The organism is Escherichia sp. 93.1518 (assembly GCF_013368915.2).
GTDB classification, from domain to species: Bacteria; Pseudomonadota; Gammaproteobacteria; order Enterobacterales; family Enterobacteriaceae; genus Escherichia; species Escherichia ruysiae.
In genome coordinates this window covers 59,614-86,552 of the sequence record NZ_JABWMT020000004.1, presented here as the reverse complement: position 1 = coordinate 86,552, position 26,939 = coordinate 59,614, and the positions used below count along the sequence as shown (strand labels likewise).

Below are 26,939 nucleotides of genomic sequence, written 5' to 3'. Positions count from 1 at the left end.
TTATTTGTTTTTTATTTAAACATAAATAATCCACCTGCCTTTTTGCAGGTGCTGGTTACGGTTACCTACATATTTAATTCAGGCTAAGAGGTTTTATAATGCATATTACATACGATCTGCCGGTTGCTATTGATGACATTATTGAAGCAAAACAACGTCTGGCTGGGCGAATTTATAAAACAGGAATGCCTCGATCTAACTATTTTAGTGAACGTTGCAAAGGTGAAATATTCCTTAAGTTTGAAAACATGCAGCGTACCGGTTCATTTAAAATTCGTGGCGCATTTAATAAATTAAGCTCCTTAACTGATGCTGAGAAACGTAAAGGTGTAGTGGCCTGTTCAGCAGGGAACCACGCGCAAGGGGTTTCGCTTTCCTGTGCGATGTTGGGTATTGATGGTAAAGTTGTAATGCCGAAAGGCGCGCCAAAATCCAAAGTTGCAGCAACGTGTGACTACTCTGCTGAAGTGGTACTGCACGGCGACAACTTCAACGACACCATCGCCAAAGTGAGCGAAATTGTCGAAACGGAAGGTCGCATCTTTATTCCACCTTATGATGATCCGAAAGTGATTGCCGGTCAGGGGACCATTGGGCTGGAAATTATGGAAGATCTTTATGATGTCGATAACGTCATTGTGCCAATTGGCGGTGGCGGTTTAATTGCAGGTATTGCGGTGGCAATTAAATCTATTAACCCTACCATTCGTGTTATTGGCGTACAGTCAGAAAACGTTCACGGCATGGCGGCTTCTTTCCACTCCGGAGAAATAACCACGCACCGAACTACCGGCACCCTGGCGGATGGTTGTGATGTCGCCCGCCCGGGTAATTTAACTTACGAAATCGTTCGTGAATTAGTCGATGACATCGTGCTGGTCAGCGAAGACGAAATCAGAAACAGTATGGTTGCCTTAATTCAGCGTAATAAAGTCATCACCGAAGGCGCTGGCGCTCTGGCATGTGCTGCATTATTAAGCGGTAAATTAGACCAATATATTCAAAACAGAAAAACCGTCAGTATTATTTCTGGCGGTAATATCGATCTTTCTCGCGTCTCTCAAATCACCGGTTTCGTTGACGCTTAATTAATTCGTTGAGGATAGGATATGAGTACTTCAGATAGCATTGTATCCAGCCAGACAAAACAATCGTCCTTGCGTAAATCAGATACCACATGGACGTTAGGCTTGTTTGGTACGGCAATCGGCGCCGGGGTGCTGTTCTTCCCTATCCGCGCAGGTTTTGGCGGACTGATCCCGATTCTTCTGATGTTGGTATTGGCATACCCGATTGCGTTTTATTGCCACCGGGCGCTGGCGCGTCTGTGTCTCTCTGGCTCTAACCCTTCCGGCAACATTACGGAAACGGTAGAAGAGCACTTTGGTAAAACCGGCGGTGTGGTCATCACTTTCCTGTATTTCTTCGCGATTTGCCCACTGTTGTGGATTTATGGCGTTACCATCACCAACACCTTTATGACCTTCTGGGAAAACCAGCTCGGCTTTGCGCCGCTGAACCGTGGCTTCGTGGCGCTGTTCCTGCTGCTGCTGATGGCGTTCGTCATCTGGTTTGGTAAGGATCTGATGGTTAAAGTGATGAGCTACCTGGTATGGCCTTTTATCGCCAGCCTGGTGCTGATTTCTCTGTCGCTGATCCCTTACTGGAACTCTGCGGTTATCGATCAAGTTGACCTTGGCGCGCTGTCGTTAACTGGTCATGACGGTATCCTGATCACCGTCTGGCTGGGGATTTCTATCATGGTCTTCTCCTTCAACTTCTCGCCAATCGTCTCTTCTTTCGTGGTTTCTAAGCGTGAAGAGTATGAGAAAGACTTTGGTCGTGACTTCACTGAGCAGAAATGTTCACAAATCATCTCTCGCGCCAGTATGCTGATGGTTGCAGTGGTCATGTTCTTTGCCTTCAGCTGCCTGTTTACGCTGTCTCCGGCGAACATGGCGGAAGCAAAAGCGCAGAACATTCCGGTGCTTTCTTACCTGGCTAACCACTTTGCATCCATGACCGGCACCAAAACGACGTTCGCTATTATTCTGGAATATGCGGCGTCCATCATCGCGCTGGTTGCTATCTTCAAATCTTTCTTCGGTCACTATCTGGGGACGCTGGAAGGTCTGAACGGCCTGGTTCTGAAGTTTGGTTATAAAGGCGACAAAACCAAAGTTTCTGCGGGCAAACTGAACACTATCAGCATGATCTTCATCATGGGTTCAACCTGGGTTGTTGCCTACGCCAACCCGAACATCCTGGATCTGATTGAAGCCATGGGCGCGCCGATTATCGCATCCTTGCTGTGCCTGTTGCCGATGTACGCCATCCGTAAAGCGCCGTCTCTGGCGAAATACCGTGGTCGTCTGGATAACGTGTTTGTTACCGTGATTGGTCTGCTGACCATCCTGAACATCGTATACAAACTGTTTTAATCCATAACTCAGGATGAGAAAAGAGATGAATGAATTTCCGGTTGTTTTGGTTATTAACTGTGGTTCGTCTTCGATTAAGTTTTCCGTGCTTGATGCCAGCGACTGTGAAGTATTAATGTCAGGTATTGCCGACGGTATTAACTCGGAAAATGCATTCTTATCCGTAAATGGGGGAGAGCCAGCACCGCTGGCTCACCACAGCTACGAAGGTGCATTGAAAGCAATCGCATTTGAACTGGAAAAACGAAATTTAAATGGCAGTGTGGCTTTAATTGGCCACCGCATCGCCCACGGCGGGAGTATTTTTACCGAGTCCGCCATTATTACCGATGAAGTCATTGATAATATCCGTCGCGTTTCTCCACTGGCTCCGCTGCATAATTACGCCAATTTAAGTGGCATTGAATCGGCGCAGCAATTATTTCCTGGCGTAACTCAGGTGGCGGTATTTGATACCAGTTTCCACCAGACGATGGCACCAGAGGCTTATTTATACGGCCTGCCGTGGAAATATTATGAAGAGTTAGGTGTGCGCCGTTATGGTTTCCACGGCACGTCACATCGCTATGTTTCCCAGCGAGCGCATTCTCTGCTGAATCTTGCAGAGGATAACTCCGGCCTGGTGGTAGCGCATCTTGGCAATGGCGCGTCAATCTGCGCGGTTCGTAACGGTCAGAGCGTAGATACTTCAATGGGAATGACGCCGCTGGAAGGCTTGATGATGGGGACGCGCAGTGGTGATGTCGACTTCGGCGCGATGTCCTGGATTGCCAGTCAAACCAATCAGAGCCTGGGAGATCTGGAACGCGTAGTGAATAAAGAGTCGGGATTATTAGGTATTTCCGGCCTGTCTTCAGATTTACGCGTTCTGGAAAAAGCCTGGCATGAAGGTCACGAACGCGCACAACTGGCAATTAAAACTTTTGTTCATCGAATTGCCCGTCATATTGCCGGACATGCCGCCTCATTACATCGTCTGGATGGCATTATATTTACCGGTGGAATAGGGGAGAACTCAAGTTTAATTCGTCGTCTGGTCATGGAACATTTAGCCGTATTAGGCGTTGAGATTGATGTGGAAATGAATAATCAATCTAATTCCTACGGTGAACGAATTATTTCCAGTGAAAATGCGCGCGTAATTTGCGCCGTTATTCCGACTAATGAAGAAAAAATGATTGCCTTAGATGCAATTCATTTAGGCAAAGTTAACGCCCCCGCAGAGTTTGCATAATTTAGTTGAAGTATTGTAGAGAGATTATTTTTCATGAAGGTAGATATTGATACCGGCGATAAGCTGTACGCCGACGCATGGCTTGGCTTTAAAGGTACGGACTGGAAAAACGAAATTAATGTCCGCGATTTTATTCAACAAAACTATACACCGTATGAAGGTGATGAATCTTTCCTTGCTGAAGCAACGCCAGCGACCACGGAATTGTGGGAAAAAGTAATGGAAGGCATTCGTATCGAAAATGCGACCCACGCGCCGGTTGATTTCGATACTAATATTGCCACTACCATTACCGCCCATGATGCTGGTTATATTAATCAGCCGCTGGAAAAAATTGTTGGTCTGCAAACCGATGCGCCGTTAAAGCGCGCGCTGCATCCGTTCGGTGGCATTAATATGATTAAAAGTTCATTCCACGCCTATGGCCGTGAAATGGACAGCGAATTTGAGTACATCTTTACCGAACTGCGTAAAACCCATAATCAGGGCGTATTTGATGTTTACTCACCGGATATGCTGCGCTGCCGTAAATCTGGTGTCCTGACCGGTTTACCAGACGGTTATGGTCGTGGGCGTATCATCGGTGACTATCGCCGCGTGGCGCTGTACGGCATCAGTTATCTGGTACGTGAACGCGAACTGCAATTTGCCGATCTCCAGTCTCGTCTGGAAAAAGGTGAAGATCTGGAAGCCACCATCCGTCTGCGTGAAGAGCTGGCAGAACATCGTCATGCGCTGTTGCAGATTCAGGAGATGGCGGCTAAATACGGCTTCGACATCTCCCGCCCGGCGCAGAATGCGCAGGAAGCGGTGCAGTGGCTCTACTTCGCTTACCTGGCGGCGGTGAAATCGCAGAACGGCGGCGCAATGTCTCTTGGTCGTACCGCATCGTTCCTCGATATCTACATTGAGCGCGACTTTAAAGCCGGCGTGCTTAATGAGCAGCAGGCGCAGGAACTGATCGACCACTTCATCATGAAGATCCGCATGGTGCGCTTCCTGCGTACACCGGAATTTGATTCGCTGTTCTCCGGCGACCCTATCTGGGCGACGGAAGTGATCGGCGGGATGGGGCTGGATGGTCGCACTCTGGTGACTAAAAACTCCTTCCGCTATCTGCATACCCTGCACACCATGGGACCAGCGCCGGAACCGAACCTGACCATTCTGTGGTCAGAAGCATTGCCGATTGCCTTCAAAAAATATGCGGCGCAAGTGTCTATTGTCACCTCTTCTTTGCAGTATGAAAACGACGATCTGATGCGTACTGACTTCAACAGCGACGATTACGCAATTGCCTGCTGTGTCAGCCCAATGGTGATTGGTAAGCAGATGCAGTTCTTCGGCGCACGCGCTAACCTGGCGAAAACGCTGCTGTACGCAATCAACGGCGGGGTGGACGAGAAACTGAAGATTCAGGTCGGCCCGAAAACGGCACCATTGATGGACGACGTGCTGGATTACAACAAAGTAATGGACAGCCTCGACCATTTCATGGACTGGCTGGCGGTGCAGTACATCAGCGCGCTGAACATCATCCACTACATGCACGACAAGTACAGCTACGAAGCCTCGCTGATGGCGCTGCACGATCGTGATGTCTATCGCACCATGGCTTGCGGCATCGCGGGTCTGTCGGTGGCGACGGATTCACTTTCCGCCATTAAATATGCCCGTGTGAAACCCATCCGTGACGAAAACGGTCTGGCGGTGGACTTTGAAATCGATGGCGAATATCCACAGTACGGCAACAACGACGAGCGCGTAGACAGCATCGCTTGTGACCTGGTTGAACGCTTTATGAAGAAAATTAAAGCCCTGCCAACCTATCGTAACGCCGTGCCGACGCAGTCGATTCTGACTATCACTTCTAACGTGGTGTACGGACAGAAAACCGGTAATACGCCGGACGGTCGCCGCGCGGGTACGCCGTTTGCGCCGGGCGCTAACCCGATGCACGGTCGTGACCGCAAAGGTGCGGTAGCCTCACTGACTTCCGTGGCAAAACTGCCGTTCACTTACGCCAAAGACGGTATTTCGTACACTTTCTCGATCGTCCCTGCGGCGCTGGGTAAAGAAGATCCGGTACGCAAAACCAACCTTGTTGGCCTGCTGGATGGTTACTTCCACCACGAAGCGGACATCGAAGGCGGTCAACATCTCAACGTTAACGTTATGAATCGGGAAATGTTGTTGGATGCCATTGAGCACCCGGAAAAATACCCGAACCTGACAATCCGTGTCTCTGGCTACGCCGTGCGCTTTAACGCGCTGACTCGCGAACAGCAACAGGATGTGATTTCACGTACCTTTACCCAGGCGCTCTGACGCCGGAGGATGTATGAAAAATATTATCGAAACGCAACGTGCCCCAGGCGCAATCGGCCCTTATGTTCAGGGTGTTGATTTAGGCAGCATGGTCTTCACCTCCGGGAAAATTCCGGTTTGCCCGCAGACCGGCGAGATCCCGGCTGATGTGAAAGATCAGGCGCGTTTAAGCCTTGAAAACGTCAAAGCGATCGTGGTTGCTGCTGGCCTCACCGTGGGCGATATCATCAAGATGACGGTATTCATCACCGATCTGAACGACTTTGCCACCATCAATGAAGTCTATAAGCAATTCTTCGATGAGCATCAGGCGACCTACCCGACCCGTAGCTGCGTGCAGGTCGCGCGTTTGCCGAAAGATGTGAAGCTGGAAATTGAAGCTATCGCAGTACGTAGCGTGTAAAGCCCGGAGCGGGGCGACCGTAGAGTCGTCCCGCTCCTCTTCACAGAACGGCAATCCGAGAGTGTGGTTATGATTAGTGCATTCGATATTTTCAAAATTGGTATTGGTCCCTCCAGTTCGCATACCGTGGGGCCAATGAATGCTGGAAAAAGTTTTATCGACCGACTGGTGAGTAGTGGCTTATTAACTGCAACAAGTCATATTGTGGTCGATCTTTACGGGTCGTTGTCACTGACGGGCAAAGGCCATGCCACGGATATCGCCATCATTATGGGACTGGCAGGAAACAGCCCGCAGGATGTTGTTATTGATGAGATCCCTGCATTTATTGAACTTGTGACGCGCAGTGGGCGGCTGCCGGTGGCTTCTGGTGCGCATATTGTTGATTTTCCTGTAGCAAAGAACATTATCTTCCATCCCGAAATGTTGCCTCGTCATGAGAACGGGATGCGGATTACTGCCTGGAACGGGCAGGAAGAGCTATTAAGCAAAACCTATTACTCTGTCGGCGGCGGGTTTATCGTTGAAGAAGAACACTTCGGCATGTCGCACGATGTCGAAACACCCGTACCTTATGACTTCCACTCGGCAGGCGAACTGCTGAAAATGTGTGATTACAACGGCCTGTCTATTTCTGGCCTGATGATGCATAACGAGCTGGCGCTGCGCAGCAAAGCGGAAATTGATGCAGGGTTTGCTCGTATCTGGCAGGTGATGCACGACGGTATTGAACGCGGCATGAATACCGAAGGCGTATTGCCAGGTCCACTCAATGTCCCACGCCGGGCGGTGGCGTTGCGCCGTTTGCTGGTCTCTAGTGACAATATCTCTAACGATCCAATGAACGTCATCGACTGGATCAATATGTTTGCGCTGGCGGTCAGCGAAGAAAACGCCGCTGGCGGACGTGTAGTGACAGCACCAACTAATGGCGCTTGCGGTATTATTCCGGCAGTGCTGGCCTATTACGATAAATTCCGCCGTCCGCTCAATGAGCGATCCATCGCCCGTTTTCTGTTGGCGGCTGGCGCTATCGGCGCGCTGTATAAAATGAATGCCTCCATCTCTGGTGCGGAAGTGGGGTGTCAGGGCGAAATTGGCGTGGCCTGTTCGATGGCTGCGGCAGGGTTAACCGAACTGTTGGGCGGCAGCCCGGCGCAGGTATGCAATGCGGCGGAAATCGCTATGGAGCATAACCTTGGGTTGACCTGCGATCCGGTTGCCGGACAAGTGCAAATTCCGTGTATTGAACGTAATGCTATCAACGCTGTGAAAGCGGTAAACGCCGCGCGAATGGCGATGCGTCGCACCTCGGCACCGCGTGTTTCGCTCGATAAAGTGATCGAGACGATGTATGAAACCGGCAAAGATATGAACGATAAATACCGCGAAACTTCACGCGGAGGACTGGCCATAAAAGTAGTCTGCGGCTGATATTTCATCCGCATTTATCTTTGGGTGCACAAAATGTGCACCCTTTTTTATTGTGATCTGCCGCAAATAGAGAATAACTGTTTCTCTTTGGTTGATTTGATAGAAAATTATTATCCATAACTGCTATTTCAAAGTCTTGATTGTGAAGATTTTCTCTAACCTCACGCGTATCATTTCTTCATTCTAATAACTCGCCTGCAAAAAAACGTAGACCGCGTATCGCCTTGATGCGGCTCGAAAAAATAAAAAGCCCTACAAAATATTGAGCGAGAAATTATGGAAATTGCAACGAATAAAGGCGTCATTGCAGACGCTTCGACCCCGGCGGGTCGTGCTGGAATGAGTGAAAGTGAATGGCGTGAAGCAATCAAATTCGACAGTACCGACACCGGCTGGGTGATTATGAGTATCGGGATGGCGATTGGCGCGGGGATTGTTTTTCTCCCGGTGCAGGTCGGTTTGATGGGATTGTGGGTATTTTTGCTCTCATCAGTGATTGGTTACCCGGCAATGTATCTGTTTCAGCGGTTGTTTATTAATACGCTGGCAGAATCACCGGAGTGTAAAGATTACCCGAGCGTCATCAGCGGTTATTTAGGCAAAAACTGGGGCATCCTGTTGGGGGCGCTCTATTTCGTGATGTTGGTGATCTGGATGTTCGTGTATTCCACCGCCATCACCAACGATAGCGCCTCCTATTTACATACTTTTGGCGTGACGGAAAGCGTGCTATCAGACAATCCGTTTTATGGACTGGTACTGATTTGCATTCTGGTCGCCATCTCCTCACGCGGCGAGAAACTGTTATTCAAGATTTCGACTGGCATGGTACTGACCAAACTGCTGGTAGTCGCTGCGCTGGGCGTGTCGATGGTGGGAATGTGGCATCTGTATAACGTGGGTTCGCTGCCGCCGCTGGGGCTGCTGGTGAAAAACGCCATTATTACGCTGCCGTTTACCCTGACGTCGATTCTGTTTATCCAGACATTAAGCCCGATGGTGATTTCCTATCGCTCGCGGGAAAAATCGATTGAAGTAGCGCGGCATAAAGCGTTGCGGGCAATGAACATCGCGTTCGGCATTCTGTTTGTCACTGTCTTTTTCTACGCAGTGTCGTTTACGCTGGCGATGGGACATGACGAAGCGGTAAAAGCCTACGAGCAGAATATTTCCGCGCTGGCGATTGCCGCACAGTTTATTAGCGGTGACGGTGCTGCGTGGGTAAAAGTGGTTAGTGTCATTCTCAATATCTTTGCCGTGATGACCGCGTTTTTTGGCGTCTATTTAGGCTTCCGTGAAGCAACGCAAGGGATCGTAATGAATATCCTGCGCCGCAAGATACCGGCCGAGAAGATTAACGAAAATCTCGTCCAGCGCGGCATCATGATTTTCGCCATTTTACTGGCCTGGAGCGCCATCGTACTGAACGCGCCGGTGTTGAGCTTCACCTCTATCTGTAGCCCGATTTTCGGCATGGTAGGGTGCCTGATCCCGGCGTGGCTGGTTTACAAAGTACCGGCATTGCACAAATACAAAGGGATGTCTCTGTACCTGATTATCGTCACTGGTTTGTTGCTTTGCGTTTCTCCGTTCCTGGCATTTTCTTGATTTACCTGAAATTTTAAGGTTTTTATTATGTTTGATTCGACTTTAAATCCGTTATGGCAGCGTTACATCCTCGCCGTTCAGGAGGAAGTAAAACCGGCGCTGGGATGTACTGAACCTATTTCACTGGCGCTGGCAGCGGCGGTTGCTGCGGCAGAACTGGAAGGTCCGGTTGAACGTGTAGAAGCCTGGGTTTCGCCAAACCTGATGAAGAACGGTCTGGGCGTCACCGTTCCCGGCACGGGAATGGTGGGGCTGCCGATTGCGGCGGCGCTGGGAGCGTTAGGCGGAAATGCCAAAGCCGGGCTGGAAGTGCTGAAAGACGCAACTGCGCAGGCGATTGCCGATGCCAAAGCATTGCTGGCGGCGGGGAAAGTCTCGGTTAAGATCCAGGAACCTTGCGACGAGATCCTCTTCTCACGCGCCAAAGTCTGGAACGGCGAGAAGTGGGCGTGTGTCACCATCGTCGGTGGACATACCAACATTGTGCATATTGAGACGCACAATGGCGTGGTATTTACCCAGCAGGCATGTGTGACAGAGGGGGAGCAAGAGTCGCCGCTGGCGGTGCTCTCCAGAACGACGCTCGCCGAGATCCTGAAGTTCGTCAATGAAGTCCCGTTTGAGGCGATCCGCTTTATTCTCGATTCTGCGAAGCTAAACTGCGCATTATCGCAGGAAGGCTTGAGTGGCAACTGGGGACTGCATATTGGCGCAACGCTGGAAAAACAGTGTGCACGCGGTTTGTTGGCGAAGGATCTCTCCTCGTCGATTGTGATTCGTACCAGCGCGGCATCTGATGCGCGTATGGGCGGCGCAACGCTTCCGGCGATGAGTAACTCCGGTTCTGGTAACCAGGGGATCACCGCGACAATGCCCGTGGTGGTGGTCGCGGAACACTTCGGGGCGGATGATGAACGGCTGGCGCGTGCGCTGATGCTTTCGCATTTGAGCGCGATTTACATCCATAATCAGTTGCCGCGTTTGTCCGCGCTGTGTGCTGCAACGACGGCAGCAATGGGGGCTGCCGCCGGGATGGCGTGGCTGGTGGATGGGCGTTATGAAACGATCTCTATGGCTATCAGCAGTATGATCGGCGATGTCAGCGGCATGATTTGCGATGGTGCGTCGAACAGTTGCGCGATGAAGGTTTCGACCAGTGCTTCGGCTGCGTGGAAAGCGGTGCTAATGGCGTTGGATGATACCGCTGTGACCGGCAATGAAGGCATTGTGGCGCATGATGTTGAGCAGTCGATTGCCAACCTGTGTGCGCTGGCAAGCCATTCGATGCAGCAAACGGATCGGCAGATTATCGAGATTATGGCGAGCAAGGCCAGATAAGCGGCGGGTCTTGGGTATCGTGCCGGATGCCTGAAGCCGGATGCGATGCTGGTGCATCTTATCCGGCCTACGGGGTGCGCAATTTATTGATGTTATTGGGTTTTGTAGGCCGGATAAGGCGTTTACGCCGCATCCGGCAACCTGTCTTTATGCGGCGGCTTCATCCTCGGCTAACCGCGTTTCGGCGTCGGCGACTATCGCTTCCAGCTCGCTCAACATCTCTTCATAGCCAAAGTTTTTAGTTGCGCGAGTAGTTTCTTTCTCCACAACGGGCTTCACTGACTGGCGTTTCTTCGCCGATTTTTTACTCATCATCTTCTCCCTGTAAAAACAACTAGACAGGTAAATCTATCAGTAAAGCGCGCAGCGGGGAATCAGCAACCAGCGTAATGTTAGCCTCGTCACGAATAAATGCACCATCACCGCAGGTCAGTGCCGCTTTCTCTTCATGATGCGTAATCGCATGAAATTGGCCGTGAATCGATTGTAAATAGGCGCGCGGGCCGTGCAGTTGAAAGTTTGCACTTTCGCCCTTAGCGAGCACAATATGATGCAGCCACACTTGCTGGCGCAGTTGCAGACTACCCTCTGTGCCATCGGGTGAGGCGATTAATTGCTGCTTGCCCATATTAAGCGCCAGTTTTTGAATCAGCGGATTCTCTCGCTGCGGGCAGGCATCCAGCCAAAGCTGCATCCGCGTTAACGGTTTGTCTTTGCTGATGTTATGTTCGCTATAACTCACGCCCGGCTGAGTAGAAAGCAATAAGGCTTCGCCGGCGCTGGCCTGAACATGATTGCCTTCACTGTCGCGGTATTCCGCTTCTCCATCCAGAATCACATTTAAAATATCGACTTTGGGATAGGTTCGCGGCTGAAAGGCGGCACCTGGGGCCAGCACTTCCTGGTTAAGCACACGCAGGGAGGCATAGCCTAACAATTTCGGGTCGAAGTAGTGTCCAAAGGAAAAAGTATACCGGGCCTGTAACCATCCGTAGTCTGCTTGTCCACACTGCCTGGCAGTTCGGGTAGTAATCATAATTATTGACCTCTCTTTACTTCCTTTTATGGTAAGGGGCTGGACGCTACATTGTTAGCCAGATATTCTGCCCGGTATGTTCAAATTTCCTGAATGAGAACGACATGGCCAAAGAAAGGGCATTAACGCTGGAAGCACTGCGTGTTATGGACGCGATCGATCGCCGTGGCAGTTTTGCGGCAGCGGCAGATGAGCTGGGACGCGTGCCTTCTGCGCTTAGCTACACCATGCAAAAACTGGAAGAAGAGCTGGATGTGGTGCTGTTTGACCGTTCGGGTCATCGGACAAAATTCACCAATGTCGGGCGTATGTTGCTGGAGCGAGGGCGCGTTTTGCTGGAAGCCGCAGATAAACTGACTACCGATGCCGAAGCCCTCGCGCGCGGCTGGGAGACGCATCTCACCATTGTAACTGAGGCACTGGTGCCGACGGCTGCTTTTTTCCCGTTGATCGACAAACTGGCAACGAAAGCCAATACCCAACTGGCAATTATCACCGAAGTGCTGGCGGGCGCGTGGGAGCGGCTGGAGCAGGGGCGAGCGGATATCGTTATCGCGCCGGATATGCATTTTCGTTCCTCGTCGGAGATCAACTCGCGCAAGCTCTATACCTTAATGAACGTCTACGTTGCTGCGCCGGATCACCCGATTCATCAGGAGCCGGAACCGCTTTCTGAAGTGACGCGCGTGAAATATCGCGGAATTGCGGTAGCGGATACCGCTCGTGAGCGCCCGGTATTGACGGTGCAGTTGCTGGACAAACAGCCGCGTCTAACGGTCAGTACCATTGAAGATAAACGCCAGGCGTTACTGGCTGGGCTTGGCGTGGCAACTATGCCATATCCGATGGTGGAAAAAGACATTGCTGAAGGCCGGCTGCGTGTCGTCAGCCCGGAATCGACCAGCGAGATCGATATTATTATGGCCTGGCGTCGCGACAGTATGGGAGAAGCAAAATCCTGGTGTCTGCGGGAAATTCCAAAGTTGTTCGCCGGAAAATAAACGATTAAGCACCTTTCACAAGGTGCTTAATTATTATTCCTGTTCCAGTTTCGGGTCTGGTCCAAAGCGGTTTTCACCCGGTGTACCCGCCTGGCAGTTAAAGACGATGATAATCAGCCAGCCGATAAACGGGATCAAGAACAGCAGTACCCACCACGCCGAACGGTCGGTGTCATGCAGGCGACGGAACTGAACCGCCCACCACGGTAAAAACACCAGAATGCCATAGATTGTCGTCAGGATGCCTTCGCCACCGGCGCGTTGCCAGCCTAACATTTTATCCAGTAGTCCCAGCACGAACGTAAAGATGATGTTGACCAGAATAAACATCCAGTACTCTTTGCGCCGCGCACGACCCCGGAATCCGACATAATTTTTTAGTACTTTCAGATACCAGTCCATTTTTGCCTCAATTTTGCTCAATCACTTGTTTTTAAAGCAGCAAATTAAGAATAGACATGAATGAAATGGCAGTAAATATCACCATGGTGAATTAATGAGGTGCAATGAACGGAACTTCAGACTGATGGCAAGCGTAAAATCGCCAGATGCGCTACGCTTATCTGGTCTACGCGGCCTCTGCAATATATTGAATGTACAATATTTTTAGGTCAGATAAGCCGTTCACGCCGCATCCGACATGAACAACACGCACTTAGCCAACAATCAGAGGCACCACGAAGGGTGCCTTTGTCTAGCCGAAGCGAACGTCCCGCCCGTGTGGTTCATCGAGATCCTGCCACGGACCAATCGAAATAATCCCCGTAGGGTTGATGGTCTTATGGCTGCGGAAGTAGTGATTACGGATGTGATCGAAATTGACAGTTTCGGCAATCCCCGGCATCTGGTAGATATCGCGCAGGAAGCCGTACAGGTTCAGGTAATCGCTGATGCGGTGCTTATCACATTTGAAGTGGGTGACATACACCGGATCAAAACGCACCAGCGTGGTCCACAGGCGAATATCAGCTTCGGTTAACTGGTTACCGGTCAGATAGCGATGCTGACCTAAGATCTGCTCCAGTCGCGCCAGCGATTCAAACACTTTCACCACCGCCTCGTCGTAGGCTTCCTGGCTGGTAGCAAAACCGGCTTTATACACGCCATTGTTGACGGTGTCGTAAATCCAGCCGTTAAGTTCGTCAATTTTCGTTTGCAGGGCTGGAGGATAATAATCTCCCGCTTTCGCGCCCAGTGCATCAAACGCGGTATTGAACATGCGGATGATTTCCGCCGATTCGTTGCTGACAATGGTGTGGTTCTTTTTGTCCCACAGCACGGGAACAGTGACACGTCCGCTATAGTGTGGATCGGCGTGGAGATAAAGCTGATACAGAAACTCATGTTGATAGAGCGTATCGCCGGTTGCACCTGGGAAACTGTCATCGAAGGTCCAGCCATTTTCCAGCATCAGCGGATTCACCACGGAAACGGAGATAAACGGTTCCAGGCCTTTGAGTTTACGCATGATTAGCGTGCGGTGTGCCCACGGGCAGGCGAGTGAAACATAGAGATGATAACGGTCTTTTTCTGCGGCAAAACCACCTTTGCCGGTTGGTCCTGGTGCGCCGTCAGCGGTGAGCCAGTTACGAAATGCGGAAGCTGAACGTTGAAATTTACCGCCGGTGGATTTGGTGTCGTACCAGGTGTCATGCCAGACGCCGTCAATCAGTTGACCCATTTTTCTCTCCTCCAATAGCAAAAACGAGGAGTGTTTCTCCTCGTTTTTTTATCGTTAAGTATAGCGTGTGCTTACCACTTTTTATTCAGCAGGCGGTCGATGCTGAATGCGCCCGGACCCGTAATCGCCAGCAGCAGGAATCCGCCAGAAATGGTCAGGTTTTTCATAAACATCAGCGAGTTCATGCCTTCTGCAAAATTGCTGTGAAATAAAAATGCAGTCAGCAGTGTAAAGCCAGCGGTAAACAGCGCCGTGGTGCGAGTCAGGAAACCAAACAGAATTGCCAGACCACCACCAAATTCAAGCAAAATCACCAGCGGCAGCATAAAGCCCGGGACGCCCATCGCTTCCATGTATTGTTGCGTACCAGCGTAGCCAGTAATCTTTCCCCAGCCGGCCGTAATAAACAGAATCGGCATTAAAATACGCGCTACCAGTACACCAACATCTTCTAATTTTTTCATCTTACTCTCCACTGCGCCGCTCAGGCTGCTGATTGTTTTTTTGTGCATTGACGCGGTATTAGCGTCGTTGCTGTCGATGGAGAGAAGCATAAACGTAGTGAATGGTGATTGTTAGCAAGGAAAACTGTCAAATTTTTTCAAAAATTTTGAGGGATAAGGCCGGAATGACTCCGGCCAGAAAGGCGTTAACCGCGAAGCTGTTGCTGTTTGAGGGTGGTTTTAACCAGACGCCAGGCACTCCATACTCCAAAACCGCGTCTGGCCCAGCGGACCAGCATATTCGGATGGCGAATTGTCCAGATAGCCATCACGCTACTGCCAACCAGCGTCCAGGAGCGCAGACTCAACAGTATATTCCAGCGACGATCGTAAGCGCCTGTTGCTTCCAGCCAGTCTCTACGACTGGCGGAAAGATCCAGCCGTTGTTGCTGGATCTGGCTAAGTAGCTGTGCCTTGCGGCGTTCACGTTCGACTTTACCGCTCACGGGACTCCTCCTCGAGCAGTTGCCGATCGTTCGCCAGTTCATGGCGCGTATGACGCAACAGTGTCGATTTCCGTGACTTGCGTAACGTCCAGATACCGCCAATCAGTGCCAGTAGCAACAACACCACGGTGGTGGCAATCATCGCATTCAGGCGATATTGCGGATCAACCGCCCAGATAATCAGCACCATCAGGCTCATAAGACCAAATGCAGCGAAAAGCATCGTCAGGCCCAGCATCAGTAACAGTTGAAAGAGATTGGCTTTTTCCTCTTCCAGCTCCACCACCGCCAGCCGCAGACGTGTCTCCACCATTTCGACCATGATGGTGACAATTCGCTGCCCGATGCCCAGAACGCTTTTACCGGGCCCTTGCGCGTGATGAGTGTCCGCCATAATTAACGACGCGACAGCAGAACGCCGAGCACTACACCGATTGCAGCGCCAATGCCCACACCCGTCCACGGATTTTCACGCACGTACTCATCGGCACGCGCCGCCGCTTCACGAGTCTGTTTGGCAATTGCCTCGCCAGTTTCACCCAGGCGATAGCGGCTCTGTTTTAGCGCCTGCTCCGCTTTACTGCGAATCTTACTCAACTCTTCTTTCGACTTATCTCCTGAGGCGCTTAGTACTTCTTCCAGCGTATCAGACAGGGATTTCAACTCTGCACGCAGATGTTCCGTAGTGTGTTCTTTCGACATAGTTTTCTCCAGGTGAGTAAGTAGTGACGATTGTGAATTAGTAGTCGCGCGCTTCCAGCTTTTTCAGCTCTTCCTGCGCTTCTGCCAGTTTCCGTTCGCGTTTGGCAATCTTATCCGCATCGCCTTTTTGTTTCGCTTCGGCTAAATCTTGCTTGCGTTCCGCCACCTCATCTTTCTGCTTAGCGATTTTCTTCTGATGATCGGCGCGCAGCTGGCTATCTGAACAGTTGGCCCGGACTTCACTCAGGGCTTTATTCAGACCGTCAATACGATTCTGGTTTTGGTGTTTTTCGGCATAGCTGATCTCCTTAAGGATATTTTGCTCCTTTTCCTGACACAGGGTAGTGGCATAACTACCGGCACTAAGAGCAAAAAGAGAAACAGCTAAAGCGATGCGGTATTTCATTCTTGAACCTTCCATTGTGACTCGAACCTATTACAAAGGAACGATTGTCCAGACAACGAAGCGGTGGTGTTAACCACCGCCTCATTAATCATAGACAGTAACGGTGAAATCACCAAAGTGAGTGATATGTTTCGGATAACAGGAAGTTATCCGAAGCGATGAGAATTATCCCGCAGCCGGGTCAGCCACTGCATGGCCTGACTGTTATCGTCCTGCTGCGCAATGATGTAGCCATGGGGCAATGTTCTGTCGAGGACCGCTTTTGCGGCGGCACTCTGATCGCTGGAGTCAAATGTAATTAACAGAGTGTCGTTCTTGGGGGTAATGCTTTTGAAAGGAATGCCGTGAGCGTCAAGGTGATGCCAGATGGAAAAACCGTCTGGCATCGTCATGCCTTGATGAACGGCACGGATCGCCAGCGTCGAATCTTGCTGACGAACCGCAGACCAGGCCAGCAGCAGCGTGCCGACCAGCAATAAAGCAGCGCCGGACCAGACTAGCTGGCGAAGCGACATGCGAGGTATTTGCATCCCTTACCCCCGATTTCCATATTTCTTTTTCCATAACACGACCAGAGAACCTGCCAGGCCAAATACCAGCAGTACCACCGGGAGCAGCATCAGGCATGACATTAGCTGATCCTCGTACTTCAAAAATACCGGCGTTTTGCCGAGCATGTAACCCAGAGTTGTCAGGATCAACACCCACAGCAGACCGCTCATCCAGTTGAAGAACTGAAAGCGAGCGTTATTCAGCCCTGATAACCCGGCAATGGTCGGCAGCAGTGTTCTGACAAATGCAATAAAGCGACCAATTAATAGCGCCGATAAACCGTGTTTGTGAAAAAGATGGTGTGCGCGTTGGTGATAGTGCGCGGGTAAATGGGAAAGCCAGTTTTGCACAGTGCGGGTATTGCCCAGCCATCGCCCCTGTATGTAACTGACCCAGCAGCCAAGGCTGGCGGCAACGGTCAGTAACAGAATCGTTTGTGGATAACCCATCGCGCCTTTAGCAATCAATACGCCGACCAACACCAGTAAGCTGTCGCCCGGTAAAAAGGCCGCCGGAAGCAAGCCGTTTTCAAGGAACAAAATTACAAACAAGACAAAATACAACATGCCAATCATCGATGGATTGGCCAGCGTTTCAAAATCCTGCGCCCACAGGGCCTGCAGTAATTGGGTCAAAAGTTCCATTCATTATTCCTGGTGAATCGGTTAACGCCACGCCGGTTTTAAATGATGTACTCCCGCCAGATTATTGCTGTTTTTGTATGGATTGCGGGTCGAGACACCAACACGGCCTGAACTATTCCCTGTTAAAACGTGAGATAAGAAAACATTTAATAGCATAAATTCAAATTGAATCTAATTGTAACAAAGGTCAACGTTGTTCGTTATCAAAATTACATGTCCGTGGAGTCTGATTTTGCTGATTGCAGGGGAGGGTGGCGAGAGGATTTACACAGGCTGACACTTTATACTTTTTGCTTACTGACAAAGCGTACAGGCGCGCGTCAGCGCCTGTCGAATGGGCGTTTTATTTGCTGCCGCTGGCGGCCGTATCCAGATGCACAACCGGGTTTTCTGCGAACAGGTAACGGTCGGCGTTGAACTCGAAATCGTCGCTGGTTTCGTTAAATAACATTATCTTGGTGTTTTCCAGATGCTGCCACATTGCCAGTTTGGCTGCATGAGGATCTTTGCGAATCAACGCCTTAAGGATTTGATCGTGGTCATCACACCAGTTATCGACGGTACGGGAATCAATGTGTTCGTGGAGCTTTTTCCAGTACGGGTTATGGCTACGCTGGGTCCACATTTTCTCAACGATGGCCGCCAGCGCGGAGTTTTGAGTCGCTAATGCTACCTGAATGTGGAACTGCAAATCCCACTCGGAATCGCGGAAGCATTGTTCGCCGCGAGCCTGCTCCTGGATGGCCATCAATTTCATGATGTCCTGCTTGGTCACCTGGGTTGCGGCAAACTCGGCAATATTGCTTTCGATAAGCTGGCGAGCTTGCAGCAGTTCAAATGGGCCGTAATTGGCAAATTCCATATTATCGTCAGCCGCTTGCTGATGGCGAGGCTGGTTTGAAATCACATGAATGCCGGAGCCTTTGCGCACTTCGACATAACCTTCAACCTCCAGCATGATGATGGCTTCACGAACCACGGTGCGGCTGACGTTTTTTTCATCGGCAATAAAACGTTCGGCGGGCAGTTTATCTCCCACCAGATAGACGCCTTGCTCGATGCGCTCTTTCAGGTCAGCGGCGAGCTGTTGATACAAACGGCGTGGTTCAGTGATTTCCATATGCGCTCCAGGCATGATACGGCAGACTATATTTGTTATACCACTTTTGCGAGTTTAGCTCTACTCGCAGTGATGAAAAAGCCGCCTGAGAAGGCGGCTTTGAAGGGAAACTAAAACTTACACGAAGCGTTAATGTTGTGGCGCGGGATCGTTATGCGCTTCTTCCACAACCTCAATCGCCGGTTTGTTCTGCAATACCGTCCAGATAACCAGCGCACCCAGCAGGTCGAACACTGCCAGCACTGCGAACAGCGGGCTGAAGCCGATGGTGTCAGCCAGAGCACCAACAACCAGCGCAAACAGCGTACTTGCCAGCCATGCGGACATCCCGGTCAGACCGTTTGCCGTTGCCACTTCGTTACGACCGAACACGTCAGAAGAGAGCGTAATCAGTGCGCCAGACAGTGCCTGGTGAGCAAAACCACCGATACACAGCAGCATAATCGCGACATATGGGTTGGTGAACAGACCGATCATACCTGGGCCAATCATCAGCACCGCACCCAGCGTTACTACCATCTTACGGGAGACGATCAGGTTCACGCCAAACCAACGCTGGAACAGCGGCGGCAGGTAACCACCGAGGATACAACCGAGGTCAGCAAACAGCATCGGCATCCAGGCGAACATCGCGATCTCTTTCAGGTTAAAGCCGTAAACTTTAAACATGAACAGCGGGATCCACGCGTTGAAAGTACCCCACGCCGGTTCAGCCAGGAAGCGCGGCAGCGCGATACCCCAGAACTGACGGTTACGCAGGATCTGACCAACGGACATTTTCTTCGCCGTGCCAACCTGGTGCTGGGCTTCCTGACCGTTAATAATGTATTCGCGTTCTTCATCAGTCAGATGTTTCTGGTCGCGTGGGTGCTTATAGAAAATCAGCCATGCCATCGCCCAGATAAAGCTCAGTGCACCGGAGATGATAAATGCCATCTGCCAGCTGTGCATCACAATTGCCCATACCACCAGCGGCGGTGCAATCATCGCACCAATTGAAGAACCAACGTTAAAGTAACCTACTGCGATGGAACGTTCTTTCGCCGGGAACCATTCGGAACTGGCTTTCAGACCCGCCGGGATCATTGCTGCTTCAGCAGCACCTACCGCACCACGAGCAATCGCCAGGCCGCCCCAGCTACCTGCCAGCGCGGTAGCGCCACAGAACACAGCCCACAACACGGCAAACATCGCGTAACCGATTTTTGTACCCAGAACATCCAGTACGTAACCCGCTACCGGTTGCATGACCGTATAAGCAGCAGAATAAGCTGCGATGATGTAGGAATACTGTTGGGTGGAGATGTTTAACTCTTCCATCAGAGTTGGCGCAGCTGCCGCCACAGTGTTACGCGTCAGGTAACCGAGCACGGTGCCGAGCGTCACCAGTGCGATCATATACCAACGTAACCCTTTAATTTTACGCATGTAAAACCTCATCGTTTTGTTATATCCGCAGTAATCGCGGCCATCATCCCGCCAGAGGCTGAAGATGTTACTTACGACCGGGTAACCGAAAAAAAACCGGCACGCCCCGAACGTTGCCATGAAAGTTTCGTGCTAATTCGGCTTCCGTACCGGTCAACCCGATTTATCCAATGAATGAATCGGCAATTTGCATTCCGTCGACTTATGATTTGCGACAGCAAAAAGATAACTTGTCATACAACTTTAAAAGGTGAGAGCCATCACAAATGTGCGAATATTTGTAGGGACATTACAGGATGATAGCGAGGCCAGTAACGGCGCGGCTTGCAGCGATATTTACCACTTTGAGAGTAATTTTTTTAACTACGTTTATTGATCTAACTCACGAAAATATCTTCTGGCTCTGGAAATTGGTGTGATAACTTTGTCAGCATCGCACCATAAGCAAGCTAGCTCACTCGTTAAGAGGAAGACGATAATGACTCCGTTTATGACTGAAGATTTCCTGTTAGATACTGAATTTGCCCGCCGCCTGTATCACGACTACGCAAAAGACCAGCCGATTTTCGACTACCACTGCCATTTGCCGCCGCAGCAGATCGCAGAAGACTATCGCTTTAAGAATTTGTATGACATCTGGCTAAAAGGTGATCACTACAAATGGCGTGCAATGCGCACCAATGGTGTAGCTGAACGCCTGTGTACCGGTGATGCCTCTGACCGTGAAAAGTTTGACGCATGGGCGGCGACTGTTCCGCACACTATCGGCAACCCGTTATACCACTGGACGCACCTCGAACTGCGTCGTCCATTCGGCATCACTGGCAAACTGCTTTCTCCGTCTACTGCGGATGAAATCTGGAACGAATGTAACGAACTGCTGGCGCAGGATAACTTCTCCGCGCGCGGCATCATGCAGCAGATGAACGTGAAAATGGTCGGCACCACCGATGATCCGATCGATTCTCTGGAGCATCATGCAGAGATTGCCAAAGACGGCTCTTTCACCATTAAGGTGCTGCCGAGCTGGCGTCCGGACAAAGCCTTCAACATCGAACAGGCGACCTTTAACGACTATATGGCGAAGCTGGGTGAAGTCTCCGATACCGACATTCGCCGCTTTGCAGACCTGCAAACTGCTCTGACCAAACGTCTGGATCACTTTGCCGCTCACGGCTGTAAAGTGTCTGACCACGCGCTGGATGTGGTGATGTTTGCTGAAGCGAACGAAGCGGAACTGGACAGCATTCTGGCGCGCCGTCTGGCTGGCGAAACCCTGAGCGAGCACGAAGTGGCACAGTTCAAAACTGCGGTGCTGGTGTTCCTCGGCGCAGAATACGCACGTCGCGGCTGGGTACAGCAGTACCACATTGGCGCACTGCGTAATAACAACCTGCGTCAGTTCAAACTGCTGGGGCCAGATGTAGGCTTTGACTCCATCAACGATCGTCCGATGGCGGAAGAGCTGTCTAAGCTGCTGAGCAAACAAAACGAAGAAAACCTGCTGCCGAAAACCATTCTCTACTGCCTGAACCCGCGCGATAACGAAGTGCTGGGCACCATGATCGGTAACTTCCAGGGCGAAGGTATGCCGGGCAAAATGCAGTTCGGTTCTGGCTGGTGGTTTAACGATCAGAAAGACGGTATGGAACGTCAGATGACCCAACTGGCGCAGCTTGGTCTGCTGAGCCGCTTTGTTGGTATGCTGACTGACAGCCGTAGCTTCCTGTCATACACCCGTCACGAATACTTCCGCCGCATTCTGTGCCAGATGATCGGTCGCTGGGTGGAAGCGGGCGAAGCACCGGCGGACATCAACCTGCTGGGTGAGATGGTGAAAAACATTTGCTTTAACAATGCGCGTGACTACTTCGCCATTGAACTGAACTAAGGTCTGGGGTTGATATGCAATACATCAAGATCCATTCACTGGATAACGTTGCGGTTGCTTTAGCTGATTTGGCTGAAGGCACAGAAGTCAGTGTCGATAACCAAACCGTTACGCTGCGCCAGGATGTCGCTCGAGGACATAAATTTGCGTTAACGGATATCGCAAAAGGGGCCAACGTCATCAAATATGGCCTGCCGATTGGTTATGCACTGGCGGATATTGCGGCAGGTGAACACGTTCACGCCCACAATACGCGCACGAATCTGAGCGATCTGGATCAGTATCGCTATCAACCTGATTTTCATGATCTGCCAGCACAAGCGGCAGATCGTGAAGTGCAGATCTATCGTCGCGCGAATGGTGATGTCGGGGTGCGTAACGAGCTGTGGATCCTGCCAACCGTGGGCTGTGTTAACGGCATCGCGCGGCAGATCCAGAATCGTTTCCTGAAAGAGACCAACAACGCCGAAGGTACTGACGGCGTGTTCCTCTTCAGCCACACCTACGGATGTTCGCAACTGGGTGACGATCACATCAATACCCGTACTATGCTGCAAAACATGGTGCGCCACCCGAACGCAGGTGCGGTGCTGGTAATTGGTCTGGGATGTGAAAACAATCAGGTCGATGTCTTCCGTGAAACGCTGGGCGATATCGATCCTGAACGTGTCCATTTCATGATCTGCCAACAGCAGGACGATGAAATCGAGGCCGGGATCGAACATCTGCATCAGTTGTATAACGTGATGCGCAACGATAAACGCGAGCCAGGCAAACTCAGCGAACTGAAGTTTGGTCTGGAGTGCGGCGGTTCTGACGGTCTTTCTGGTATTACCGCTAACCCAATGTTGGGGCGTTTCTCTGACTACGTGATTGCTAACGGCGGTACGACCGTACTGACCGAAGTTCCAGAGATGTTCGGCGCAGAGCAGTTGCTGATGAGTCATTGCCGTGACGAAGCAACGTTTGAAAAACTGGTCACCATGGTCAACGATTTCAAACAGTACTTTATTGCTCATGACCAGCCGATTTACGAAAACCCATCACCGGGGAACAAAGCGGGCGGCATTACTACGCTGGAAGACAAATCACTTGGTTGTACTCAGAAAGCGGGTTCCAGCGAAGTGGTTGACGTGCTGCGTTACGGCGAGCGTTTGAAAACGCCGGGACTGAACCTGTTAAGCGCGCCGGGGAACGATGCCGTAGCGACCAGCGCCCTGGCGGGTGCAGGCTGTCACATGGTGCTGTTCAGTACCGGTCGCGGTACACCGTATGGTGGTTTTGTGCCGACAGTGAAAATTGCCACCAACAGTGAACTGGCGGCGAAGAAAAAACACTGGATCGACTTTGACGCGGGTCAGCTGATCCACGGTAAAGCGATGCCGCAGTTGCTGGAAGAATTTATCGATACCATCGTTGAGTTTGCCAACGGTAAGCAAACCTGCAACGAGCGTAACGACTTCCGCGAACTGGCGATCTTCAAAAGCGGCGTAACGCTATAAAGTCGAAATGAGTTGTTAATAAAAAACGGCGTTTCATAATGTGAAGCGCCGTTTGCTTTTCCATACCTGCTAAGGATTTATCATGACCGCGTATTGGCTGGCCCAGGGCGTGGGTGTCATCGCCTTTCTGATTGGTATCACAACATTTTTTAACCGTGACGAACGTCGCTTCAAAAAGCAGCTTTCGGTCTATAGCGCCGTTATTGGCGTGCATTTTTTCCTCCTGGGCACCTATCCCGCCGGTGCCAGTGCCATCCTTAATGCCATTCGTACACTGATTACCTTACGCACGCGCAGCTTATGGGTAATGGCGATCTTTATTGTGCTGACTGGCGGAATTGGCCTGGCGAAGTTCCACCATCCTGTTGAACTATTGCCGGTTATTGGCACGATTGTCAGTACCTGGGCGCTGTTTCGCTGTAAAGGTCTGACCATGCGCTGCGTAATGTGGTTTTCAACGTGTTGCTGGGTGATTCACAACTTTTGGGCGGGGTCGATTGGCGGCACGATGATTGAAGGCAGTTTTCTACTGATGAATGGCCTGAATATCATTCGTTTCTGGCGGATGCAGAAAAGGGGAATTGATCCGTTTAAAGTAGAGAAAACCCCTTCCGCCGTTGACGAAAGGGGTTAAACATTAATTACGCAGGGCGCTATTTGCCAGACGATCGTCTTCTGCCTGGCAAGCTGCCGCAGTGAACAGCACGTCAGTTGAAGAGTTCAGTGCGGTTTCGCAGGAGTCCTGCAATACGCCGATAATAAAGCCGACGGCAACCACCTGCATGGCGATATCGTTCGAAATACCGAACATATTACAGGCCAGTGGGATCAGCAGCAGAGAACCCCCCGCCACGCCGGAGGCGCCACAGGCGCACAGAGAAGCAACCACGCTCAGCAGCAGCGCCGTAGGCAGATCGACCGGAATACCCAGCGTATTAACCGCAGCCAGCGTCAACACCGTAATGGTGATTGCTGCGCCCGCCATATTGATGGTGGCTCCCAGCGGAATAGAAACGGAATAGGTATCTCGATCCAGATTCAGCTTTTCACACAGCGCCATATTCACCGGAATGTTCGCCGCAGAGCTGCGGGTGAAGAAGGCGTACACACCGCTTTCGCGCAGGCACAGCAGTACCAGCGGGAACGGGTTACGACGAATTTTCCACCACACCAGCAGTGGGTTAACCACCAGCGCCACCAGCAACATACAGCCAACCAGCACGACCAGCAGTTGCGCGTAGCCCCACAGTGTGGAGAAACCGGTGGTTGCCAGCGTAGAAGAAACTAGACCAAAAATACCAATTGGCGCGAAGCGAATCACCAGTTTCACCATAAAGGTGACGGCATTCGACATATCATTGACCAGGTTTTTGGTGGTTTCGTTACCGTGACGCAACGCGAAACCGAGGCCAATAGCCCACACCAGAATCCCGATGTAATTACCTTTCAACAGGGCGTCGATGGGGTTGGAAACCATGCTCATTACCAGTCCGCGCATCACTTCCACAATACCTGACGGCGGGGAAATATCGCCTGCGCTACTGGACAAATGCAGGGTCGATGGGAAGGCAAAGCTGAAAACGACTGCGGCCAGTGCGGCGGAGAAAGTACCCAGCAGATAGAGGAACAGAATAGGGCGGATATTGGTTTTTTGCCCGTGTTGGTGGTTAGCGATGGAAGCCATCACCAGCATCAGCACCAGGATTGGTGCTACGGCTTTCAGGGCGCCAACAAATAAAGTGCCTAACAGACCAACAGCTTCAGCCGCCGGTTTTGAGATCCATGCCAGGAGAATCCCCAGAATAAGGCCGACCAGGATTTGTTTTACCAGGCTGCCATGAGCCAGACGCCGGAATAGCCCCGGTGAACGTTGCGTAGTCATTTTTCGATCCTTTCATTGTGTTGTCGCACATCCCTGGTGCGTTCTGTCGACGCATCTTTCAGGATGTAACAAAGTGTTTGCAAGGTCGAGTATAAGGAAAGTTACAGCTTCGGGAAGCGAAAAATGCTGGATTTTAAAGAGAGGTCATGTTTTGCAACTTAATGGTTACATTTGTTTGACATAAAAATAAAGCCCAACGTGCGGCTTCCAGACTGATAACAACGTCAAAAAAGTACTCGGTCAGTCCCCTCGCCCCTTTTGGGGAGAGGGTTAGGGTGAGGGGAACAGGCCAGCATCGGTGCGAAAAATTACTCTCTCCCTGGAAGGGAAAGGGAGAAAACGGTACTCATGTTGATGACAGGGTACATGGCTTAGGCAGATTAAAAATCATTCTACCCGCTGCTTATCATGCCGATAATTCACCCAGGCGTTGATAATAAACGTCATCACCAGAATGCCAAACACCACGCCCAGCGAAACGGCGATCGGAATATGGTAGAAGTCGACAATCAGCATCTTGATACCGATAAACACCAGAATCACCGCCAGACCATATTTGAGCATCGAGAAACGCTCCGCTACGCCCGCCAGCAGGAAATACATCGCACGCAGGCCGAGGATCGCAAACAGGTTTGAGGTCAGCACAATGAACGGGTCAGTGGTAACGGCGAAGATAGCCGGAATGCTATCCACGGCGAAGATCACGTCGCTTAACTCCACCAGAATCAACACCAGCATCAGCGGCGTGGCGTACAACAAACCATTCTTACGCACAAAGAAATGCTCGTTGTCGATGGTGTCGGTCATGCGCAAATGACCGCGCAGCCAGCGCACCAGCGGCTTGTCACCGATTCCTGATTCATCTTCATGAGCCAGCGCCATCTTCACGCCAGTAAACAGCAGGAATGCACCGAAGATATACAGGATCCAGTCGAACTGCGAAATCAGCCAGCTACCGGTGAAGATCATGATGGTACGCAGAACAATCGCCCCAAGCACGCCATACACCAGTACGCGACGTTGTAATGCTGCCGGAACAGAGAAATAGCTGAACAACATTAACCAGACGAAGACGTTATCGACCGCCAGCGATTTCTCAATCAGATAACCTGTGAGGAAGGCCAGCGCCTGCGGGTCAGCGACTTCACGCCCCTGTGTCTGCGCCAGATACCACCAGAAAGCGGCGTTAAACAGTAACGACAGCGTCACCCAGACCAGCGACCATGCCGCAGCCTGTTTCATGGTCATGGCATGTGCGCCACGACGCCCCTGTAATAACAGGTCGATAGCCAGCATAATAGCGACAACAACAGCGAATCCGCCCCATAGCAACGGCGTGCCGACAGTATTCATAGAAGT

28 protein-coding genes are annotated in these 26,939 nt (G+C 51.1%); 12 read left to right on the top strand and 16 right to left on the bottom strand.

What is annotated here, in order from left to right; all coding sequences use genetic code 11:
* The first annotated feature begins 98 nt into the window (after positions 1-98).
* The 8 genes from tdcB to cyuA all read left to right on the top strand — a co-directional run bounded on the left by tdcB (position 99) and on the right by cyuA (position 10,786).
* Positions 99-1,088, top strand: coding sequence for a bifunctional threonine ammonia-lyase/L-serine ammonia-lyase TdcB (gene tdcB / locus HEN21_RS04240; protein ID WP_000548355.1), 990 nt, complete (start codon positions 99-101; stop codon positions 1,086-1,088).
* A gap of 21 nt (positions 1,089-1,109) precedes the next feature.
* Positions 1,110-2,441: a threonine/serine transporter TdcC gene (tdcC, locus tag HEN21_RS04235; protein ID WP_176251836.1), complete on the top strand. Its 1,332-nt coding sequence runs from the start codon at positions 1,110-1,112 to the stop codon at positions 2,439-2,441.
* Positions 2,442-2,466: 25 nt separating this feature from the next.
* On the top strand, positions 2,467-3,675 hold the full coding sequence (gene tdcD / locus HEN21_RS04230) for a propionate kinase (protein WP_176241890.1): 1,209 nt from the start codon (positions 2,467-2,469) through the stop codon (positions 3,673-3,675).
* A 33-nt stretch (positions 3,676-3,708) separates the two neighbouring features.
* Positions 3,709-6,003, top strand: coding sequence for a 2-ketobutyrate formate-lyase/pyruvate formate-lyase (gene tdcE / locus HEN21_RS04225; protein ID WP_176251837.1), 2,295 nt, complete (start codon positions 3,709-3,711; stop codon positions 6,001-6,003).
* 13 nt (positions 6,004-6,016) lie between these two features.
* Complete coding sequence (locus tag HEN21_RS04220; RefSeq protein WP_176251838.1) at positions 6,017-6,406, top strand: enamine/imine deaminase; 390 nt, start codon at positions 6,017-6,019, stop codon at positions 6,404-6,406.
* Between the two features lie 69 nt (positions 6,407-6,475).
* On the top strand, positions 6,476-7,840 hold the full coding sequence (tdcG, locus tag HEN21_RS04215) for an L-serine ammonia-lyase (protein ID WP_000622148.1): 1,365 nt from the start codon (positions 6,476-6,478) through the stop codon (positions 7,838-7,840).
* Between the two features lie 276 nt (positions 7,841-8,116).
* Entirely contained in the window at positions 8,117-9,448 is a 1,332-nt protein-coding gene (locus HEN21_RS04210) for an amino acid permease (RefSeq protein WP_000401617.1), read from the top strand.
* 27 nt (positions 9,449-9,475) lie between these two features.
* Positions 9,476-10,786, top strand: coding sequence for a cysteine desulfidase (gene cyuA, locus HEN21_RS04205; protein ID WP_000460497.1), 1,311 nt, complete (start codon positions 9,476-9,478; stop codon positions 10,784-10,786).
* A 147-nt stretch (positions 10,787-10,933) separates the two neighbouring features.
* On the opposite strand, the gene yhaL is transcribed toward cyuA, so the two are convergent.
* Positions 10,934-11,098, bottom strand: coding sequence for a protein YhaL (gene yhaL, locus HEN21_RS04200; RefSeq protein ID WP_176251858.1), 165 nt, complete (start codon positions 11,096-11,098; stop codon positions 10,934-10,936).
* A gap of 22 nt (positions 11,099-11,120) precedes the next feature.
* A complete protein-coding gene (locus HEN21_RS04195; RefSeq protein WP_000633570.1) occupies positions 11,121-11,822 on the bottom strand; it encodes a pirin family protein in 702 nt (233 codons plus the stop codon).
* Positions 11,823-11,926: 104 nt separating this feature from the next.
* Here HEN21_RS04195 and yhaJ point away from each other — a divergent pair, with 104 nt between their 5' ends.
* A complete protein-coding gene (gene yhaJ, locus HEN21_RS04190; RefSeq protein WP_176251839.1) occupies positions 11,927-12,823 on the top strand; it encodes a DNA-binding transcriptional regulator YhaJ in 897 nt (298 codons plus the stop codon).
* Positions 12,824-12,856: 33 nt separating this feature from the next.
* Here yhaJ and HEN21_RS04185 read toward each other — a convergent pair whose 3' ends face one another.
* The 12 genes from HEN21_RS04185 to exuT form a co-directional block, all read right to left on the bottom strand.
* Positions 12,857-13,225: a DUF805 domain-containing protein gene (locus tag HEN21_RS04185; RefSeq protein ID WP_000384146.1), complete on the bottom strand. Its 369-nt coding sequence runs from the start codon at positions 13,223-13,225 to the stop codon at positions 12,857-12,859.
* A gap of 292 nt (positions 13,226-13,517) precedes the next feature.
* A complete protein-coding gene (gene yqjG, locus HEN21_RS04180) occupies positions 13,518-14,504 on the bottom strand; it encodes a glutathionyl-hydroquinone reductase YqjG (protein WP_000531183.1) in 987 nt (328 codons plus the stop codon).
* A gap of 71 nt (positions 14,505-14,575) precedes the next feature.
* Positions 14,576-14,968 carry a DoxX family protein gene (locus HEN21_RS04175; protein ID WP_000732237.1) on the bottom strand — a complete coding sequence of 131 codons (393 nt, stop codon included), beginning with the start codon at positions 14,966-14,968 and terminating at the stop codon, positions 14,576-14,578.
* Positions 14,969-15,153: 185 nt separating this feature from the next.
* The gene (locus HEN21_RS04170) at positions 15,154-15,453 is read right to left on the bottom strand and encodes a YqjK-like family protein (RefSeq protein WP_176251840.1); all 300 of its coding nucleotides are present in this window, start codon (positions 15,451-15,453) and stop codon (positions 15,154-15,156) included.
* Positions 15,443-15,847: a phage holin family protein gene (locus tag HEN21_RS04165; protein ID WP_000785727.1), complete on the bottom strand. Its 405-nt coding sequence runs from the start codon at positions 15,845-15,847 to the stop codon at positions 15,443-15,445. Before HEN21_RS04165 ends, HEN21_RS04170 begins: the two co-directional genes overlap by 11 nt.
* A 2-nt stretch (positions 15,848-15,849) precedes the next feature.
* Positions 15,850-16,155 (bottom strand): DUF883 family protein, encoded by a 306-nt coding sequence (locus HEN21_RS04160; RefSeq protein ID WP_000031409.1) that lies wholly within the window; start codon positions 16,153-16,155, stop codon positions 15,850-15,852.
* 37 nt (positions 16,156-16,192) lie between these two features.
* Positions 16,193-16,561: a DUF1090 family protein YqjC gene (yqjC, locus tag HEN21_RS04155; protein WP_010346332.1), complete on the bottom strand. Its 369-nt coding sequence runs from the start codon at positions 16,559-16,561 to the stop codon at positions 16,193-16,195.
* A 146-nt stretch (positions 16,562-16,707) separates the two neighbouring features.
* Positions 16,708-17,091, bottom strand: a complete 384-nt coding sequence (gene mzrA / locus HEN21_RS04150; protein WP_001166775.1) for an EnvZ/OmpR regulon moderator MzrA — start codon at positions 17,089-17,091, stop codon at positions 16,708-16,710.
* Positions 17,092-17,094: 3 nt separating this feature from the next.
* Positions 17,095-17,757 carry a DedA family general envelope maintenance protein YqjA gene (gene yqjA / locus HEN21_RS04145; protein ID WP_000422149.1) on the bottom strand — a complete coding sequence of 221 codons (663 nt, stop codon included), beginning with the start codon at positions 17,755-17,757 and terminating at the stop codon, positions 17,095-17,097.
* Between the two features lie 21 nt (positions 17,758-17,778).
* Complete coding sequence (locus tag HEN21_RS23575; RefSeq protein WP_423779528.1) at positions 17,779-17,913, bottom strand: hypothetical protein; 135 nt, start codon at positions 17,911-17,913, stop codon at positions 17,779-17,781.
* Positions 17,914-18,100: 187 nt separating this feature from the next.
* Entirely contained in the window at positions 18,101-18,877 is a 777-nt protein-coding gene (exuR, locus tag HEN21_RS04140) for a transcriptional regulator ExuR (protein WP_000406484.1), read from the bottom strand.
* A gap of 129 nt (positions 18,878-19,006) precedes the next feature.
* The gene (exuT, locus tag HEN21_RS04135) at positions 19,007-20,305 is read right to left on the bottom strand and encodes a hexuronate transporter ExuT (RefSeq protein ID WP_016159739.1); all 1,299 of its coding nucleotides are present in this window, start codon (positions 20,303-20,305) and stop codon (positions 19,007-19,009) included.
* A 478-nt stretch (positions 20,306-20,783) separates the two neighbouring features.
* Between exuT and uxaC the strand changes: the two genes are divergently transcribed.
* From uxaC to HEN21_RS04120, 3 genes are all read left to right on the top strand, one after another.
* Entirely contained in the window at positions 20,784-22,196 is a 1,413-nt protein-coding gene (uxaC, locus tag HEN21_RS04130; protein ID WP_000187442.1) for a glucuronate isomerase, read from the top strand.
* A gap of 14 nt (positions 22,197-22,210) precedes the next feature.
* On the top strand, positions 22,211-23,698 hold the full coding sequence (uxaA, locus tag HEN21_RS04125) for an altronate dehydratase (RefSeq protein ID WP_001199401.1): 1,488 nt from the start codon (positions 22,211-22,213) through the stop codon (positions 23,696-23,698).
* An 82-nt stretch (positions 23,699-23,780) separates the two neighbouring features.
* Positions 23,781-24,332 carry a YgjV family protein gene (locus HEN21_RS04120; RefSeq protein WP_000128138.1) on the top strand — a complete coding sequence of 184 codons (552 nt, stop codon included), beginning with the start codon at positions 23,781-23,783 and terminating at the stop codon, positions 24,330-24,332.
* A 3-nt stretch (positions 24,333-24,335) separates the two neighbouring features.
* Here HEN21_RS04120 and sstT read toward each other — a convergent pair whose 3' ends face one another.
* Positions 24,336-25,580: a serine/threonine transporter SstT gene (sstT, locus tag HEN21_RS04115; RefSeq protein WP_000211637.1), complete on the bottom strand. Its 1,245-nt coding sequence runs from the start codon at positions 25,578-25,580 to the stop codon at positions 24,336-24,338.
* A gap of 387 nt (positions 25,581-25,967) precedes the next feature.
* Positions 25,968-26,933 (bottom strand): TerC family membrane protein Alx, encoded by a 966-nt coding sequence (gene alx, locus HEN21_RS04110; protein ID WP_001098791.1) that lies wholly within the window; start codon positions 26,931-26,933, stop codon positions 25,968-25,970.
* Between the last annotated feature and the right edge of the window lie 6 nt (positions 26,934-26,939).

Coding starts and splice junctions, on each gene's coding strand:
- tdcB (WP_000548355.1), top strand. CDS start 99: ATGCATATTACATACGATCTGCCGGTTGCTATTGATGACATTATTGAA.
- tdcC (WP_176251836.1), top strand. CDS start 1,110: ATGAGTACTTCAGATAGCATTGTATCCAGCCAGACAAAACAATCGTCC.
- tdcD (WP_176241890.1), top strand. CDS start 2,467: ATGAATGAATTTCCGGTTGTTTTGGTTATTAACTGTGGTTCGTCTTCG.
- tdcE (WP_176251837.1), top strand. CDS start 3,709: ATGAAGGTAGATATTGATACCGGCGATAAGCTGTACGCCGACGCATGG.
- HEN21_RS04220 (WP_176251838.1), top strand. CDS start 6,017: ATGAAAAATATTATCGAAACGCAACGTGCCCCAGGCGCAATCGGCCCT.
- tdcG (WP_000622148.1), top strand. CDS start 6,476: ATGATTAGTGCATTCGATATTTTCAAAATTGGTATTGGTCCCTCCAGT.
- HEN21_RS04210 (WP_000401617.1), top strand. CDS start 8,117: ATGGAAATTGCAACGAATAAAGGCGTCATTGCAGACGCTTCGACCCCG.
- cyuA (WP_000460497.1), top strand. CDS start 9,476: ATGTTTGATTCGACTTTAAATCCGTTATGGCAGCGTTACATCCTCGCC.
- yhaL (WP_176251858.1), bottom strand. CDS start 11,098: ATGAGTAAAAAATCGGCGAAGAAACGCCAGTCAGTGAAGCCCGTTGTG.
- HEN21_RS04195 (WP_000633570.1), bottom strand. CDS start 11,822: ATGATTACTACCCGAACTGCCAGGCAGTGTGGACAAGCAGACTACGGA.
- yhaJ (WP_176251839.1), top strand. CDS start 11,927: ATGGCCAAAGAAAGGGCATTAACGCTGGAAGCACTGCGTGTTATGGAC.
- HEN21_RS04185 (WP_000384146.1), bottom strand. CDS start 13,225: ATGGACTGGTATCTGAAAGTACTAAAAAATTATGTCGGATTCCGGGGT.
- yqjG (WP_000531183.1), bottom strand. CDS start 14,504: ATGGGTCAACTGATTGACGGCGTCTGGCATGACACCTGGTACGACACC.
- HEN21_RS04175 (WP_000732237.1), bottom strand. CDS start 14,968: ATGAAAAAATTAGAAGATGTTGGTGTACTGGTAGCGCGTATTTTAATG.
- HEN21_RS04165 (WP_000785727.1), bottom strand. CDS start 15,847: ATGGCGGACACTCATCACGCGCAAGGGCCCGGTAAAAGCGTTCTGGGC.
- HEN21_RS04160 (WP_000031409.1), bottom strand. CDS start 16,155: ATGTCGAAAGAACACACTACGGAACATCTGCGTGCAGAGTTGAAATCC.
- yqjC (WP_010346332.1), bottom strand. CDS start 16,561: ATGAAATACCGCATCGCTTTAGCTGTTTCTCTTTTTGCTCTTAGTGCC.
- mzrA (WP_001166775.1), bottom strand. CDS start 17,091: ATGCAAATACCTCGCATGTCGCTTCGCCAGCTAGTCTGGTCCGGCGCT.
- yqjA (WP_000422149.1), bottom strand. CDS start 17,757: ATGGAACTTTTGACCCAATTACTGCAGGCCCTGTGGGCGCAGGATTTT.
- HEN21_RS23575 (WP_423779528.1), bottom strand. CDS start 17,913: ATGCTATTAAATGTTTTCTTATCTCACGTTTTAACAGGGAATAGTTCA.
- exuR (WP_000406484.1), bottom strand. CDS start 18,877: ATGGAAATCACTGAACCACGCCGTTTGTATCAACAGCTCGCCGCTGAC.
- exuT (WP_016159739.1), bottom strand. CDS start 20,305: ATGCGTAAAATTAAAGGGTTACGTTGGTATATGATCGCACTGGTGACG.
- uxaC (WP_000187442.1), top strand. CDS start 20,784: ATGACTCCGTTTATGACTGAAGATTTCCTGTTAGATACTGAATTTGCC.
- uxaA (WP_001199401.1), top strand. CDS start 22,211: ATGCAATACATCAAGATCCATTCACTGGATAACGTTGCGGTTGCTTTA.
- HEN21_RS04120 (WP_000128138.1), top strand. CDS start 23,781: ATGACCGCGTATTGGCTGGCCCAGGGCGTGGGTGTCATCGCCTTTCTG.
- sstT (WP_000211637.1), bottom strand. CDS start 25,580: ATGACTACGCAACGTTCACCGGGGCTATTCCGGCGTCTGGCTCATGGC.
- alx (WP_001098791.1), bottom strand. CDS start 26,933: ATGAATACTGTCGGCACGCCGTTGCTATGGGGCGGATTCGCTGTTGTT.